This is a genomic window from Amycolatopsis sp. NPDC050768 (genome assembly GCF_040654155.1).
Classification (GTDB): domain Bacteria; phylum Actinomycetota; class Actinomycetes; order Mycobacteriales; family Pseudonocardiaceae; genus Amycolatopsis.
The window spans coordinates 25,989-41,401 of record NZ_JBFAHL010000005.1 but is presented as its reverse complement, the minus strand read 5'-3'; the positions used below and the strand labels follow the sequence as shown (position 1 = coordinate 41,401).

12 protein-coding genes and 1 pseudogene are annotated in these 15,413 nt (G+C 69.7%); 9 read left to right on the top strand and 4 right to left on the bottom strand.

Annotated elements, in window-relative coordinates; translation table 11 throughout:
* Positions 1-376 precede the first annotated feature (376 nt).
* From AB0H62_RS16160 to AB0H62_RS16150, 3 genes and pseudogenes are all read left to right on the top strand, one after another.
* Entirely contained in the window at positions 377-949 is a 573-nt protein-coding gene (locus AB0H62_RS16160) for a hypothetical protein (protein ID WP_255638105.1), read from the top strand.
* 37 nt (positions 950-986) lie between these two features.
* A pseudogene (locus tag AB0H62_RS16155) lies at positions 987-1,130 on the top strand (universal stress protein); the annotation flags it as partial.
* Between the two features lie 396 nt (positions 1,131-1,526).
* On the top strand, positions 1,527-2,759 hold the full coding sequence (locus tag AB0H62_RS16150; protein WP_220241522.1) for an FAD-dependent oxidoreductase: 1,233 nt from the start codon (positions 1,527-1,529) through the stop codon (positions 2,757-2,759).
* 142 nt (positions 2,760-2,901) lie between these two features.
* Here AB0H62_RS16150 and AB0H62_RS16145 read toward each other — a convergent pair whose 3' ends face one another.
* The 3 genes from AB0H62_RS16145 to AB0H62_RS16135 all read right to left on the bottom strand — a co-directional run bounded on the left by AB0H62_RS16145 (position 2,902) and on the right by AB0H62_RS16135 (position 5,129).
* Positions 2,902-3,234 carry a hypothetical protein gene (locus AB0H62_RS16145; protein WP_220241521.1) on the bottom strand — a complete coding sequence of 111 codons (333 nt, stop codon included), beginning with the start codon at positions 3,232-3,234 and terminating at the stop codon, positions 2,902-2,904.
* Positions 3,235-3,405: 171 nt separating this feature from the next.
* Positions 3,406-4,272, bottom strand: coding sequence for a universal stress protein (locus tag AB0H62_RS16140; RefSeq protein WP_220247803.1), 867 nt, complete (start codon positions 4,270-4,272; stop codon positions 3,406-3,408).
* A 278-nt stretch (positions 4,273-4,550) separates the two neighbouring features.
* On the bottom strand, positions 4,551-5,129 hold the full coding sequence (locus AB0H62_RS16135; RefSeq protein ID WP_360586696.1) for a hypothetical protein: 579 nt from the start codon (positions 5,127-5,129) through the stop codon (positions 4,551-4,553).
* A 702-nt stretch (positions 5,130-5,831) separates the two neighbouring features.
* Here AB0H62_RS16135 and AB0H62_RS16130 point away from each other — a divergent pair.
* The 6 genes from AB0H62_RS16130 to AB0H62_RS16105 all read left to right on the top strand — a co-directional run bounded on the left by AB0H62_RS16130 (position 5,832) and on the right by AB0H62_RS16105 (position 13,890).
* Positions 5,832-6,236, top strand: coding sequence for an Hsp20/alpha crystallin family protein (locus AB0H62_RS16130; protein WP_220241520.1), 405 nt, complete (start codon positions 5,832-5,834; stop codon positions 6,234-6,236).
* 62 nt (positions 6,237-6,298) lie between these two features.
* Entirely contained in the window at positions 6,299-8,944 is a 2,646-nt protein-coding gene (locus tag AB0H62_RS16125; protein WP_360586694.1) for a GNAT family N-acetyltransferase, read from the top strand.
* 20 nt (positions 8,945-8,964) lie between these two features.
* Complete coding sequence (locus AB0H62_RS16120; protein WP_220241518.1) at positions 8,965-10,050, top strand: acetate/propionate family kinase; 1,086 nt, start codon at positions 8,965-8,967, stop codon at positions 10,048-10,050.
* Positions 10,051-10,052: 2 nt separating this feature from the next.
* Positions 10,053-10,457 (top strand): hypothetical protein, encoded by a 405-nt coding sequence (locus AB0H62_RS16115; RefSeq protein ID WP_220241517.1) that lies wholly within the window; start codon positions 10,053-10,055, stop codon positions 10,455-10,457.
* A 44-nt stretch (positions 10,458-10,501) separates the two neighbouring features.
* Positions 10,502-11,191, top strand: a complete 690-nt coding sequence (locus AB0H62_RS16110) for a hypothetical protein (protein WP_220241516.1) — start codon at positions 10,502-10,504, stop codon at positions 11,189-11,191.
* Positions 11,188-13,890, top strand: a complete 2,703-nt coding sequence (locus AB0H62_RS16105; RefSeq protein ID WP_220241515.1) for a cation-transporting P-type ATPase — start codon at positions 11,188-11,190, stop codon at positions 13,888-13,890. The genes AB0H62_RS16110 and AB0H62_RS16105 overlap by 4 nt, the downstream gene beginning before the upstream one ends.
* A 444-nt stretch (positions 13,891-14,334) precedes the next feature.
* Here AB0H62_RS16105 and AB0H62_RS16100 read toward each other — a convergent pair whose 3' ends face one another.
* Entirely contained in the window at positions 14,335-14,814 is a 480-nt protein-coding gene (locus AB0H62_RS16100; protein ID WP_220241514.1) for a universal stress protein, read from the bottom strand.
* Between the last annotated feature and the right edge of the window lie 599 nt (positions 14,815-15,413).

The following is a 15,413-nucleotide window of genomic DNA, read 5'->3' as shown; positions in this document are numbered from 1 at the left end:
CGGTTGCTGGCCGGCGACCACCTGTCCGTGTTCTTTCCTCCGGATCCGACGCGGTCGTGCCGACCCTGCGAACTGGCGGCCGTCAACGAGCACTCGACGACGCCGAACTCCTTGTCCTGGCCCGCGACGGCAACCGCACCCCTCTCGGCCCGAAAAGCGTCGGTCCGGTCGGCCGCTTCATCGTCGACCACGGATCCCGCCCTCCCGGTTGCTTCAGCCGGGCAAAACCAACCGGGAGCGGCTTGCGGCGCACAGTTGGCCGCTCGCGGACGTTGGTCCACCAGAGCCGCGACGAACGACTGCAGCGGCCGAGGCCCAGTCGCTCCTATCTTCGGCCCGAACGGTGCTTCGCGCACCGGACCTGGAGGGACACGTCATGAGCGTAACCCGAAATCTCCCGGTCGTCGTGCATGTCGACGGCGCGGAGACCGCAATCGCGGCGGTGGTGTGGACGGTGGGCGAAGCTGCACGGCGGCACGCCCCGTTGCTCGTGTTCACCGCGTACGGGTTCGAAGGCCGTTCGTTCGGCAGTAAAGTGTGTCCGCCGTCGGGCTGGCTCCTGGTCAAGGAAGCGGAGGCGCGTCAGTTGTCGCGCCGGGCGCAGGAGACGCTGCAAGCCCGCTGCTCGGCCTGTTCAGCGGCTCTCCCAGCGTCGATCTGGCCGCCAAGGCACGACTGGCCGGTCGTCGTACGCGGTCATGAGACGATCGGCGGCCCAGTGGTCGTCGGCGTCGGCGGCAGCCCCCTGAACGAAGCCGCGATCGGCTGGACCTTCGACGAACCCTCGCTGCGCGACGCCGACCTCGTAGCCCTTCACGCCTGGCACGACGGCGACCTCAGTCGGTTCAGCGTCGGCAGCGTCATGTTCGAGGGCGAAAGCCTGTACGAGACCGGCCACCGTCTGTTCGCCCAACGGCTGGCCGGAGAAATACCCCTACGTCCACGTTGAACGCCAGGTCGAACACGACAAACCACGCCATCGCCTCCTCGCCAGCTCGCAACATTCCCAGCTGATCGTCGTGGGCAGCCGCGGCCGCGGCGAGTTTGCCGGACTCGTCCTCGGCTCGACCAGCCAGGCCTTGCGCCGATCCGGAGAATCGGCGTGCTCTCGGGCAGCGCTGGTCCGATGACGGCTCCGACGGGATTCGGCGATGCTTGCGGACGTTCGGCCTGTCAATGCGCGCTCGCAGGTCCCGTTGCCTCCGTCGGCTCGGTTTCCGGAGCGAGGTGCTCTGGCGTAGGCTCGGCGCGAAGGCCCAGGGTGCGCAATTGTCGCCATGGTAGCGCGCAGGACACCGGCGACGTCTTCGAGGAACTGAGCGCGGTACAGGTCCTGCAAAAGCAGTGCTGATCTGCTGCCCGGTGGCCTCGTGGCTTATGCGGTTCGGGCTAGCTGTCGCCAGCTTGCCTAGTGATATTCGCCAGGTTGTCTAGCGACTGGAGGAAGCGTTGAGTATCTGTGCCATTACTGCGCAGAATGCCGTTTCCCAGCCCGGCACGGCTGTTTTCCCGGTGCGGGCGCCGGTATGAGCCCCGCGGAGCGTGACGTCGTCGTCGCCGGTGGTGGTCCCGGCGGCATGCTCCTCGGATATCTGCTGGCCAGGGCGGGAATTGAAGTGACCGTGCTGGAGTCGCGGTCGGACTTCGACCGCGACTTCCGGGGGGATTCGCTTCATCCCTTCACTCTTGAGCTTTTCGATCAGCTGGGGCTGGCCGAGAGCCTGCTCCGGCTCGAACACTTCAAGGCGAAGTCCTTCCGGTTCCACACGACCAAAGGCAGTTTCAGCGTCGCGGCGTACGACCGGCTCGACACGCCGTTCAACTACATCGCACTGATGCCACAGGTGCGCTTCCTTGACTTCCTCGCCGGCCAAGCCGCCCGACTCCCTTCCTTTTCCCTGGAGATGGAGGCAAGGGTCACCAGCCTCATCAAGGACGGATCAGGCACCGTCACCGGGGTCCGGCACCGGGGCGGCGAGATCTCCTGCGAGCTGGTCGTCGGCGCTGATGGGCGGTTCTCGACCGTCCGCCGGCTGGCTGATCTCTCGGCGCGGCCTCTCGGTGCAACGACCGACATCCTGTGGTTCCGGCTGCCGCGGAAACCGCACGACCCGCTCGACGCCGATCTGGACCTGTACTACGGGCCGGAGAGCTACGTCGGGGTGCTCGGCGGGGTGCACGACTGGCAAGTCGGCTACAGCGTGGCGAAGGGCGACTACCCACGCCTGCGGGAACAAGGTGTGGAGCCGATTCGCGACTTCGTCGGCGCCCACGTTCCCTGGCTGGCCGACCGGACCCACCTGCTCACCGACTTCGCGCAGACCACGCTGCTGTCGGTCGACATCTCGCGCGTCGACACCTGGTACCGCCCCGGTCTGCTCCTAATGGGCGATGCCGCGCATGTCATCTCGCCAGTCGGTGGCAATGGAATACTCATGGCCGTGCAGGACGCGGTCGCGGCGGCCAACCGGCTCGTGCCGGCCTTCCGCCGCGGCGGACCCGGGATCGTCGATCTGGCCGCCGTCCAGCGGGACCGGCTGTCGGCCATCGAGAAGGTGCAGGCGCAGCAAGTCCGCGTCGAACGCCGGTCCGCCCGCGCAAGAGCGAAAGGGCGCGGCACCGAGCCACCTGCGTTCCTGCGTTGGCTGTTCGCAATCCCGGCGCTGCGTACCAAGGGAGCGCGGGACAATGCTTACGGTCCGCTGCCGCCTCGGCTGGACGCGGCGGTGCTGGCACCAGGTGTGTCAGGTGCACCATGAACCTCCCGAGTCGAACGATCCGGTCGAGCGAATCCGGCAGCTCGGTTGCGCGTGCACATCCGGGAGGTCCGCTCGGTCTTTGCGAAGACCCCGGCGGGCTTCGCCGCGCAGCGGCGGAGATCCTTGCCGCGGGACTGTCCATTCAGGATGTGACAGTGGGGTACATTCGGTTGCGCAGCCGCGCGGCGGCCGTCTTCCGATGGGACGGTGACGACGGGGATGCTGTCGCAAGCTCGAGCCCGGCCGCGATCTCCAGCCGGGCAAACAGCTGCAGGGACCAGACCAGGAACAGGCTTTCCTCGTAACCGGTGGGTGCGGTGCGGAGGATGAGGTTGTAGGCGGGGTCGGCCAGCTCTGCTCGCAACGCGGCGAGCACTGCAAGCAGGCGGTGCGCCAGCACATCGACAACCGCGCGCGGTGCTGTCGAGAAGTCCGCTTGCGGCCCCCGGGCGTCGGCGGCGAGCTCGTCGACCACGACGTCCAGTGGACAGTCGCAGGATCGGGTCGACGGCCATGGTGTCCTCGCGGTCGTTGCGTCCCAGCTTTCGCTTACGCAGCGGGTGTGACAAGGACACGACATACTCGGCCGATGGTACAGCCCGGCCGTCCGATGGGACGATTTCCTTACCCCACGGGGATTCGTGCCTCAGCCGGTGGCCGGGTGCGGGCGCACGATCAGCACCGGGCAGGCTGCGTAGTGCAGTAGCGCCTGGCCGGTCGAGCCGAGCAGCAGGCCGGGGAAGCCGCCACGGCCACGGCTTCCGACCACGACGAGCTGGGCATCCTGGCTCCGGGTCAGAAGCTCGTGTCGGGGACGGCCGGACGCCAGGACCTGGTCTACGTGGACGTTGGGGTACCGGAGGGACGACGCCGTCAGGTACTCGTCGAGCGGTGGCGCTTCGCCCGCCTCGCTCCCGGTCAGTTCTCCGTCATGGGTCGCATGGAACACGACGAGGGGCGCCTTGAGGGTACTGGCCTCGGCGAAAGCGGCCTCGGCCACTGCGGCGGATGCGGGACCGCCGTCGATCCCCGTGAGCACAGGGCGGGCGGCGTCGGGCTCGTCCCAGCTAACGCCCTGGACGACCGCGACGGGGCAGGGAGCGTGGGAAGCGAGTGCGCTGGAGACGGATCCGGTGAGCAGAGCTGCGAAGCGGCCGTGGAAGGACCCGCCGACAGCCACGCAGGACGCCGATCCGGCCAGGTCGAGAAGGGCCGGCGCCGCGCGATCGGGGTCGAGTCGCTCGCGAATTTCGAGCGCACCGGCGGCGTTCGCCAGCTCCTGCGCCGCCCGCAGGTGGTGGCGGCCGCGCCGGCGGAGCGTCTCCTTCATCTCGTCCGGCAGCGGGACGATCCCGCCTGCCGTCACATCGGGAAACGCTGTGGCGTGGACCAGTTCGAGGGGAAGCTGACGGCGGACCGCGGCACGGGCGGCCCAACGCACGGCGTGGAGGGCCTCCGCCGAGCCGTCCACCCCGACCACGATCGGCGCAAGGCTGGGAGCAGGCTGATTCATCTCGCTCACGCTACGAAGCGGCGGTGGTGGGCGCCGCGGTCGGAAGTCCCTGTGGTGTGGGACTTCCGGCCGTTCCTGGTGACGTCCTCGGCTCGGCGTTGTGCGCCGCCAGACTGCGGACCCGTCAGCCGTCTTGTCGTCCTGCAGCAGCGCGGCCAGCGCTCGGGCGCTCCGCGATGCGCTTTGAGGAGTGCGGCGGCCCGAGCTTCGGCTTCGCGCACCAGCCGCGCGATCTCCTGGTCCACGATCCGCGGCGCCGGTCGAGGCCTGGCCGAGCACTACGAGCGCGGCGGCCCGGCCGCCCAGCCGGACGGCGAGCAGATCGGCCAAGTAGCCCTCGGAGTAAAGGTGCGGCTCCGCTTCCGGTAGTTACTCGGTTGCGCCGAGTGCCATTCCCGCCGGCAGGTCGTCACCTTCGCAACTGGGTCGGCGTGTTCGCACAGCGCTGCGACAAGTGCGTGCACGGCCACCGAGCGGCGTTCTTCGGGCAGCGGGGCGTTCGAGGTGTCGCGCCGGCGGAGCAGGACCCGGTCCCGCGCGGCCGAGAGGCCGGCCGCGGTGAGTACCGTCCGGTCGTCGCGGACGGCGTTGATGGCCTGCTCGTTGACCAACTTGCGGACGTCGGCCCCCGGAGAAGCCCGGTGTGCCCTGGGCGACCACGCCCAGTTCGACGTCCGGGCCGAGGTGCTTGCCGCCGACGTGCACCGCGAGGATCGCGGCGCGTTCGGACTGGTTGGGCGGCGGCACAGTGACCTGCCGGCCGAACCGTCCCGGCGCAGCAGAGCCCGGTCGAGTGTCTCCGGCTGATTCGTTGCCGCGAGCACGACGATGCCGCTGCTCTCGTCGAATCCGTCCATCTCCGACAGAAGCTCGCGATCGCCGGAATCGACCTGTCGGACATTGGACCGGGTCGCCGGTGCCGCGGTCCTGCGCGCGGGCTGACCGAGTCAGCGCCCGCACCCCTGCTTGCACGTGGCCCGCGGCGGCGAACCCCGCAGGGCGGGAACGGCAGTCCTCTGCGGTGGATCTCACCGAACGGACGGCGGGTGACGGTGTCCGGCTCGACTGGCGGCACCCCTGGCCTGAGCCGTCAGACCCGCGGTTTCCAAGATGAGGTGCCCGTGTTGGTGGGCAGGCGGCGCACCTCGGCATCGACGTCCGTGGCGACAGCCTCCAGCAGCTCCTGAGTGAGGTCTGACTGTGCCCGGCCGACCGTGAGGTAGCCGGCGACTTGGGCGCGCCCGCGGCCCTCGAGCGTGCGCTGGGCCAGGTCGACCCGGCGAACTCGTGGCCGTCGTCCGTCCGCAGGAGGGCTTCGGCGCGGGTGCGGCAGGTGCTCGAGTTCGACCTCGAGGGCCCACCGCTCAGGCCGTCGGTCATGTCAACCTCCGTTCCAGCCCGACCCTCCCAGATCGCCTCCGGAGCGGACATAGCCCAAAGTCCTCGTCGCGCGGTGGTGACCTTCGTCCTTCGCGTTCGGGCAATCCGACAGCGTCGCGAAGAGGGCCGTCCGGGGTCTGCTGAGGGGGCGACACCAGTTCGCGACGAAAGGAATGAGCATGCCTGCACTACCCGGGTCCCGTCTGGCCCTGCCGAACATCGCCGCCTGGCTGGACAACCCCTGGCCGTTCGCCGAGCACAACCCCGTGCGGATCGAGGACTCCACTGAGAACGGTCGATACACCGTGCGCGCAGAGCTGCCGGGTTTCGACCCGGAGAAGCACATCTCGGTGACAGCGCACGAGGGGCTGCTCACGATCACCGCGGAGCGCGAGGCCAAGGAGACCGCCGAAGGCCGGAGCGAGTTCTATTACGGCAAGTTCAGCCGCACGATGACCCTGCCGCCCGGCGCTGAAGCCACGAAGGTGAACGCGAAGTACACCAACGGGATCCTCGAGATCACGATGCCGGTGACCGAGCAGCCGCACGAGAAGCAGATCAAGATCCACGTCGACAAGGCCTGAGCGCCGCTCGCGGTGAGCGCGGCCGTCGGCTGTGCCCACCCCCAGCGGGGTGGAGGAGTGTCATGAGAACGGACCTGCCTATGCGGGCTCTGCTGGCTGACGGGGAAGTCGGTCTCGTGCGCGCTCTGCGCCTTGCGGACACCGCGGCTGTGCTTGACTTGCACAACCGGCTCGGCGAGAGAGACCGTTATTTCCGGTTCTTCGGTCCGTTGCCATCCACAATGGACCGGCTGGCCGCACGGATCGCGGAAGAGCCCGCCGCCGGCCACGCCGCGGTGGGCTGTTTCCTGCGGGAAGCTCTCGTGGGCGTCGCCAATTACGAGAAGCTCGGCGACACCACGGATGCCGAGGTCGCCCTGGTGGTCGATGGCACCCGGCAAACCCACGGAGTTGCCACACTGCTGCTCGAGCACCTTGCGGTGGCTGCCCGCGCGGCCGGTCTCACCCGGTTCGTCGCCGAGGTACTGGCGGAGAACTCCCAGGTGATCCGGGTTTTCTCGGACCTCGGATTTCCGTACAAGGTGACTCGCGACGGTCCCGAATGGACGGTGACGCTCTGGCTCGACGCCGAGGACCACTATCCGGAGGCGATCGCGCACCGCGACGAGGTCGCGGAGGCAGCGAGCCTCGCGCACCTGTTGCGCCCCGCTTCCATCGCGGTCATCGGCGTGGGCCGGCGGGCAGACTCGGTCGGGCGCGCGGTGCTGGCGAACCTGCTTGGCCGCGGCTACTCCGGCTTGGTCGAGGTGGTCCACCCCCACGCGACGGAGATCCTCGGGGTGCCGTGTGCTCCCACGGTCGAGGCACTGAGGCAAACCCCTGAGCTGGTGGTGATCTGCCTGCCCGCCGAGTCCGCCGCGGTCGCGATCGAGCAGTGCGGAGAACGCGGTGTACCTGCCGCGGTGATGATCTCGTCCGGGCTGACCGGCACCTCCGCCGGCACCCGGGTACGCGAGGCGCTTCGGCGGTACGGCATGCGCCTGGTTGGACCGAACTGCCTCGGAGTGTTGTCCACTGATCCGTCGTTCCCGGTGGACACCACGTTCCTCGCCCGGGCGCCGTTGCCCGGCGACGTCGGGGTCGTGACGCAGTCGGGCGGCGTCGGCATCGCGCTGGCCGAAGCACTGACCGGGCTGGGCCTGGGGCTGTCGAGCCTGGTTTCCACCGGAGACAAGTACGACGTCAGCAGCAACGACTTGCTCCTGTGGTGGGCGACCGACCGCCGCACGAAAGTCGTCGTGCTGTACCTAGAGTCCTTCGGAAACCCGCGCAAGTTCGCTCGACTCGCTGCTCGGCTGGCGAGGACCCGCCCGGTGCTGGCGGTTCGCGCTGGTAGCGGCAGGACCGCGCAGCGCGCCGCCGCGTCGCACACGGCGGCCGCGGCGACTCCCGCGGTGACCCGCGACGCACTTTACGAACAGGCCGGGATCATCGCGGTCGACACGGTCGCCGAACTGACCGACGTGATTGCGGCGGTGTCCTGGCAGTCGCCGCCGGCCGGGCGCCGAGTGGCCGTGCTGAGCAACGCCGGCGGCGGCGGTGTCCTCGCCGCCGACGCGTGCGAGCGGAAGGGTCTTACGATGGCGGCCCTGTCCGCGGAGACCGGACAGCGACTGCGCGCACTGCTGCCCGCCGAGGCGGCGGTCCGCAACCCCGTGGACACCACCGCTGCCGTGCCCGCCGGGCTTTTCGCGGAGGCGTTGAAGATCGTGCTCGACGACGACGGCGTTGACGCCGCCATCGTGGTCACCGTGCGGACCGCGGTCAGTGACCCGGCGACGTCACTGGCCGGCGTGGTCGGCCGCGGGGCCAAGACGGTGTTCGCCGTCCGGCCCGGCCAGCGGGCCAGGGTCGCGCCGCTCGTCGCCGGCGGACCGGGTGTGACTGCTTCCTACGACGATCCGGCCACCGCAGCCTCTGTTCTCGCGAAGCTGGCGGGCTACGAACAATGGCTGCGCCGGCCGGACAACGACGTTCCAGACTTGCCGGAGGTAGATGTCGAAGCGGTGCGGGCTTTCGCCGCAGCGCGTGTCGCGCAGGGGGAGCGGTGGCTCGGCCCGGCCGCGGCCGTGGAGCTGCTGCGCCTCGCGGGCATACCGCTCGTGACCACCCGCTACGCCCGGGACGAGACCGAGGCCGTGCGGGTCGCAGACCAGCTTGCCGGCCCGCTGGCGGTCAAGGCCGACGCCGAAGCGCTGCTGCACAAGTCCGCGGGCGGCGGGGTCCTGCTCGACGTGTACGGACCCGAAAGCGCCCGCGACGCCTACCGGCTGCTCCTTGCCAGGTTCGGCAATTCGCTCAGGGGCGTTGCGATCCAGCCGATGGTTGACCGGGGACGCGAGCTGCTCGTCGGTGTGCGGTCCGATGCGGTGTTCGGGCCGCTGGTGGTGTTCGGCCTGGGCGGTGTCGACGCCGACCTGGTGGCGGATCGCGCTGCGCGGCTAGCCCCGCTGACCGGGGCGGACGCCGATCTGCTGCTCGACGCGCTGCGGTCCTCGGAGGCGCTGTGGGCGTCGGGGATCGACCGCACCGCGGTCCGCGAGTTGCTGCTGAAGGTCGGCCGACTGGCGACGGTCGTGCCCGAGCTCGCCGAGCTGGACCTGAATCCGGTGGGGGTGCACAAGAGCGGCTGCGTGGCGATCGATGTCCGGGTGCGCCTGGAACTCCGGGAGCCCGCCGACCCCTACCTGCGCCGCTTGCCCGGCTGACCAAGTTCGAGGAGACGATCGTGCGAGTCCTGACGGTGAACCCCGGTTCGTCGAGCCTGAAGGCTGCGATGGTCCACGACGGCGTGACGGTCGGCTGGGCGGCGTGGCAGATCGCCGAGCCCGAGGCCGTACCGGACGCCATCCACCGCTGGCCCGTGCCGGACGCGGTCGCCGTGCGGTTCGTCCATGGCGGAGCCCAGAAGAAACCCGCGGTGATCACGGAATCGCTACTGGCCAACCTCGAACGGCTGGTGCCGCTGGCGCCGATCCACCAGGAGCTGTCGCTGGCGGTCACGCGCCAAGTGCGGGACCTGTTGCCGAGTGTGCCTGTCGTCGCGTGCTTCGACACCGCGTTCCACGCCGGGCTGCCGGACGCCGCGGCGCACTATCCGCTGCCACGGGAATGGACCCGGCAGAACCGGCTGCGACGCTACGGATTTCACGGCCTGTCGTGTCGGTACGTCGTGCGCCGGACCGCAGAGCTGCTCGGCCGTCCGGAATCCGAGCTGCAGCTGGTGTGCGTCCACGTCGGCGCCGGTGTCTCGGTCACCGCGGTCCGTGGCGGGTCCAGCGTGGACACGTCGATGGGATTCACCCCGCTCGAAGGAGCCGCGATGGCGACACGTTCGGGTTCGATCGATCCGGGCCTGCTCCTGCACGTGATGAAGACCGCGCCAATGAGCCCGGATGAGATGGAGGACGCGCTCTACCACCAGTCCGGGCTCGCGGGAATGAGCGGAACCACCGGGGATCTGGGTGCGGTGCTCACGGCCGCATCGGGCGGCGATGTCGACGCACGCCTGGCGGTATCCGTGTACACGCATCGGCTTCGTCGGGAGATCGGTGCTGCGGCCACGAGTCTGGACCGGCTGGACGCCCTCGCGTTCACCGGTGGAGTGGCCGAATACCAGCCCGAGATCGTCAGCGCCGTGGCCGAAGGCCTCGGCGTGCTGGGGCTGTGCCTCGCCCCTCATGAACGCACCGACGCGGACCGCGTGATCAGCGCGCCGGACTCGGCGGCGGCGGTCCTCGTCGTCCGCACCCGGGAGGAACTCGAACTCGCCCGCGGCGCAGAGGCCGTGCTGGCGCAACCGGCAGTGAGGTGAACGTGCACGTACTGCTGACGGAAGCGACGTTCGGCGACTGCGATCCGCTCTACCAGCCGTTGCGTGACAACGGATGCCGGGTCAGCCGGTGCCGTTGGCAGGCCGGGGTCTGGCGGGCACTCGCGCCGGCCTCGTCGTGCCCGCTCGACGACGTGACCGACCCACCAGGCTTAATGGTGGATGTCCGCGACGGCGGTGGCGGGGTCACAGCCCGGGAATTCGGCGTGGTGTGCGCATTGCGGGCGCGGGTTTCGGTAGTGCTCGTGGCACCCGCGCCCGGAGTGCGCGCGCCGGCACCGGCGGGGTTGGCGAACCGGGCGACGATCGCCGACGTCCGGACCCTGCTTGGCGCATGCCGGGCGGCGGTGTTCCACGCGTGCCCCGCGGGTGGTCGTGTGTCGGCATGAATGGCACGATCTTCACCTGGGACCACTCGGCCCGCGCGATCCTCGTGGACGCGCTCTCCTGGCTGGAGGGCGGCCGATTCGTCGTCGAAACGCGGCCGCACGACCTCGCGATCGCCCTGCCAGATCTGGCCCGGGACAGTCACCACTGGGCCGACGCCTTCGCCCAATGCGGTGCCGCGCTGTGTACAGCCTGGATCGTGTTGCGGGCTCTCGGCATCGAGCCTTCGGTGTCGTTCCCGCACGACCCGGATCGCCCCGACATCGTCGCGACGCTGGGAACGGCGGGAGCCAAGCCGTCCACGACTCGGGACTGGAATCGCTACCTTGCGCTGTGCAGGATCCGGACTTGGCCGCCGGACACCATTACGACACCGGTGTCTCCCGGAGCGCTCGCTTCGCTCGCGGCACGGATCTGCTGGCCACGCACGACCGTTCTTCCCGCACGATCGGAATGGAGCGTTGCGCTCCGGCAGCTCGGCTGCGGGACCTTCGGGCTGTGCGTCCTGCTCGTGCTCACCGAAGAGGACACCCGGGACGACTGGGTATTGGCTGGTGCTGCCGTCCACGATCTGCGGATCGAGGCGAGTACGTCGGGGATCGCCGCGGACGTGGTCACTCCGGTCACACTTCGGCCGGGGATGCGGGCTCGGCTCCTGGCCGCACTGGATCTGCCCGGTGTCCCGCAGGCAGTCGTGCGCGTCGGCTCCGCCACCCCCGCCGAAGGAGCACCATGACCAGTCATCTGCGGGTGGCGACGACCGTGCCCGACGACGACATCGACCCGCGCGAACCACTCGGGCTCCTGCTGCGCGACCTCCGGTCCTTCCCGGGTGGGATCACCTCACGCGAGGCGGCGCGCCGGCTCGAGGTGAACGGGCCGAACGCATTGCCGCACCGAGGGGGCAGGCGCTGGCCACTCGCGTTACTGCGGCAGCTCGTTCACCCGCTCGCCCTGCTGCTCTGGGTGGCCGCGGCCCTCGCGTGGTTCGCGGGCACTACGAACCTGGCCGTTGCCATCGTGGGTGTGATCCTCTTGAACGGCCTGCTCGCGTTCTTCCAGGAGCAGCACGCGGAACGCGCCGTCGAGGCGCTGGGGGAGTACCTGCCGGAACGCGCCGAGGTGCTCAGGGACGGAGTTGCCGGGCGCGTCCCGTCCGTCGAACTGGTGCGCGGCGACGTGGTCCTGCTCGCCGAGGGCGATCGAGTGCCCGCTGATGCGCGGCTCGTTGACGGGTCTATCGACGTAGACGCGTCGATGCTCACGGGCGAGTCGGTTCCGGTCACCCGGACAGCCGACGCGTTCGACGACGCCACGCGGTCTCTCGACTCGCCGGTGCTCGTTTTCAGTGGCACGGTATGCGTGGCCGGAGCCGCGCGGGTGGTCGTACACGCGACCGGTCGGCACACCGAGATCGGCCGGATCGCGTCGTTGTCCGCGCGGGTGGGGCACGATGAGAGTCCGCTGGAGCGGCAGGTGCGGCGGGTCGCGTGGCTGATCGCCGGTGTGGCCGTCGTCGTGGGTGTCGGGTTCTTGCCCCTCGGCGTGATGGCGGGGCTTTCGTGGTCGGCCGCGTTCGTGTTCGCCATCGGCCTCCTGGTGGCCAACGTGCCGGAGGGCCTGCTGCCGACGATCACGCTCGCGCTGGCGGTGGGGGTCCGGTCGATGGCCAGGGCGGGAGCGCTCGTGAAACGCCTGTCAGCGGTCGAGACACTCGGTTCGACCACCTTGATCTGCACCGACAAGACCGGGACTCTGACGCAGAACATGATGCACGTGGAGGACGTGCGCGGGCCGGGTGGATCCGGGTGCGGCACCCGCGAAATGCCCGCCCGGGTGCTCGCGCGGTGCAGCACGGCCGACGTCGCCACGGGGTCGGGCGACCCGACTGAGCTCGCGCTGCTCCGGTTCGCCGCGGAGCAGGAGGTGGATGTGGCGGCGCCTGCCCGGGATTCCGCCCGGCGAGCGTTGTACGCGTTCGACCCCCGACTGAAGCGAATGTCCACAGTGGATGCGATCGACGACGTTCTTGTAGTGGGCACGAAGGGCGCGCCCGAGCAGGTCATGCCGCTGTGCACGACGGAATTGAGCGAGTCCGGCACCGAGGTGGTGTTGACGGAGGAGCGAAGGAGCGAGCTCGCCGAACTCGTGGAGAGTCTGGCACGGCGGGCGCTTCGGGTACTCGCGGTGGCGCGCCGAGAGGTGCCGGCACTGCCCGCCACCCGCGCCGAAGCCGAGAGCGGTCTGTGCTTGCTCGCGCTGGTCGGCCTGGCCGATCCGCCGCGCCCGGAGGTCGCCGCCGCGGTGGCGGACTGCCACTCGGCGGGTATCACGGTGCACGTCGTGACCGGGGACAACGGGGTGACCGCCGCCGAGATCGCCCGGCGCGTCGGCATCGACGCCCGACGGGTGATCGACGGCAGCGAACTGGCGGGGATGCCGGAGCCGCAACTCGACGAAGCGCTCGTGGGCCACGGCGCGGTCGTGTTCTCCCGCGCGACCCCGGAGGACAAGCTGCGCATCGCCGACGCCCTGCGCGACTGCGGCGAGGTGGTCGCCATGACAGGAGATGGAGTCAACGACGCCCCTGCCCTGAGACGGGCCGATATCGGGGTCGCGATGGGCCTGAGCGGTACTGACGTGGCCAAAGAGGCCGCGACCGTGGTGCTGACCGACGACAACTTCGCAACCATCGTCGCCGGCGTGCGCGAGGGCCGGCGGGTGTTCGACAATGTCCGGAAGTTCGTGCTGTACATCTTCGCGCATGCGGTGCCGGAGGTACTGCCGTTCCTGCTCTTCGCGATCTCGGGCGGCGCCATCCCGCTGCCCTTGACCGTGCTGCAGATCCTGGCGATCGACCTGGGCACGGAGACGTTGCCCGCCTTGGCTCTGGGCCGCGAACCCGCCGAGCCTGGACTGATGGCCCGGCCACCCCGCCGCCGCCGCGAAGGCGTCGTCACCGGGCGAATGCTTCTGCGCGCGTGGGGGATCATGGGCCTGCTGTCGGGCGTCCTGGTGCTCGCGGCGTACTTCGCGGTGCTACTGGCCGCGGACTGGCACCCGGGCGCCGACGTGACGGCGGGCTCTGCCCTCCACCGTACCTACCTGCAGGCCACGACGGCGAGCTTCGCGGCGATCGTCTTCTGCCAGATCGGGACGGCGTTCGCGTCGCGCACCGAGCACGCATCGTTGCGCGCCGTCGGCCTGACCACGAACCGTCTGCTGCTGGGCGGCATCGTGTTCGAGGTGCTGTTCGCCGCAGCGCTGATCTACGTGCCCTGGCTGCAGGACGTCTTCGGCACGGCGGCTCTGCCCGCGTGGGTGTACCTGGTTCTCCTCCCGATGCCGATCCTGGTGTGGGGAGCTGACGAGCTGTTCCGCTGGGCCACTCGTGATCGCCGGAGGCCCACGAGGGTGCGGGAATCGATTCGGTAAGGATCGTCACATGTCGATCTTCGCCGGCGACACTTCCCGGTATCCGGCGAACGCTTCAGCAGAGGCGATGTGGTTGGTTGTCGCGCACGACTCAGAGCAGCGTCGCGACCTATGCCGAATGAGTGAAGGCGGCGCGAGAAGATCTCGGCGTTCCGCCGCGAGCGGAGGACAAAAGGAGCCCGAAAACGGGAGCTGGTTCAAGACCGCTCCGGGCAAGCAAGCTCGCCCGGAGCGCCGCCACGGCCGAAGCGGAAGTCAAGACCATCACCGTCGTGTGGGCTCGTGGTAACCCTCGGATTCCTTTACGAAAAGGTTTCCAACTTCTTGAAGGGCTCACGAACCGGCGGCTCGTCGATACGCGCTCACGATGATGCCCAACCTGCTTCCGCTCGCTTCACGCGCTCAGGCGGCGGGATGCCGGATCAATAGCGCGTCAGGAGGAGGTCACGAAGTGTGGGCGGGCATCAGCCGGTTCGCGGCTTCCGGCGTGATGACCACGACGGGACAACGGGAGCAGCGGACGCAATCGCGTGAGACGCTGCCCAGCAGGAAGTCCGAGGCCCGCCCCGCGCCGTGGGCGCCGACGACGAGCAGGTCGGCTTCGGCGGAGGCGGTGACCAGCTCGGTGGCCGGGTCGCCGTGCGGGGTGGTGACGGTGACGTCTGGTGCCGCTGGGAACTCCGCGCGGATCCGGGAGATGTGCGCGTGCGGCGAGTACGTTGCTTCCGGTTGCCGTCCGTGCGGCTGGAGCGCGAAGGACGTCCCGGGAAGCAGGGCCTCGTCGGGACGAACCACCACCGCGTGGACCGTGTCGCCGGGCAATGCGGCCGTCTTCAACGTCCAGCGCAGCGCGGCGTCACCGCGGGGCGAGGCGTCGACACCGACGACGATCAGACGACCTGAGGCCGGTTTCTCGGAGTCCATCACAAGCCTCTTTCCTCAGGGATCGACGCGATCGTGCGCAGCGCGGTCACGCGCGGGATAGGGCCGAAGGTCACCTGCGTCGGCCTGGGGGCCGTCTGCCGTGACCGTGGTGACTTTGGGCTCCAGCGCACCAGTCCGGGCACTCGTGAGCATGGAACCACCGGAGCGACGGTCTCCGGGTACGGAGCCTGCGTGATGACTTTGACACCTACGACAGCCCTCACGGACTCGGAGATCGGCGTGCTCGCCCGTGCGGTGAGCCGCGCGCCGTCGGTGCACAACACCCAGCCGCGGTGCCTTCGGGTACGGGGGGCGGATGTGGATCTCGTCGAGCGCACCTCCGTCCTGCTGGCGAGCCATGACCCCGCGGCCGGGATCGCACGATCTCCTGCGGCGGCGCCCTCGCCCACCTCGAACTTGCCACGAGGTTCCTCTTCCGCGAGCACGTCACCACGTTCCCCGCGGACGGGGATGTGGTCGCCACTCTGTCCACAACCCCCGGCGCGGGGCCCGCAATCGCGGAGCGGGCGCGCTACCACGCCATCGGGCGCCGCCGCAGTCATCGGCAGTGGTTCGCGCCGGAGGCTGTGTCGGACGTT

Bases quoted from the DNA above. Each gene is read 5' to 3' on its own strand.
- AB0H62_RS16160 (WP_255638105.1), top strand. From the start codon at position 377: ATGAGCGTAACCCGAAATCTCCCGGTCGTCGTGCATGTCGACGGCGCG.
- AB0H62_RS16150 (WP_220241522.1), top strand. From the start codon at position 1,527: ATGAGCCCCGCGGAGCGTGACGTCGTCGTCGCCGGTGGTGGTCCCGGC.
- AB0H62_RS16140 (WP_220247803.1), bottom strand. From the start codon at position 4,272: ATGAATCAGCCTGCTCCCAGCCTTGCGCCGATCGTGGTCGGGGTGGAC.
- AB0H62_RS16135 (WP_360586696.1), bottom strand. From the start codon at position 5,129: ATGGACGGATTCGACGAGAGCAGCGGCATCGTCGTGCTCGCGGCAACG.
- AB0H62_RS16130 (WP_220241520.1), top strand. From the start codon at position 5,832: ATGCCTGCACTACCCGGGTCCCGTCTGGCCCTGCCGAACATCGCCGCC.
- AB0H62_RS16125 (WP_360586694.1), top strand. From the start codon at position 6,299: ATGAGAACGGACCTGCCTATGCGGGCTCTGCTGGCTGACGGGGAAGTC.
- AB0H62_RS16105 (WP_220241515.1), top strand. From the start codon at position 11,188: ATGACCAGTCATCTGCGGGTGGCGACGACCGTGCCCGACGACGACATC.
- AB0H62_RS16100 (WP_220241514.1), bottom strand. From the start codon at position 14,814: ATGGACTCCGAGAAACCGGCCTCAGGTCGTCTGATCGTCGTCGGTGTC.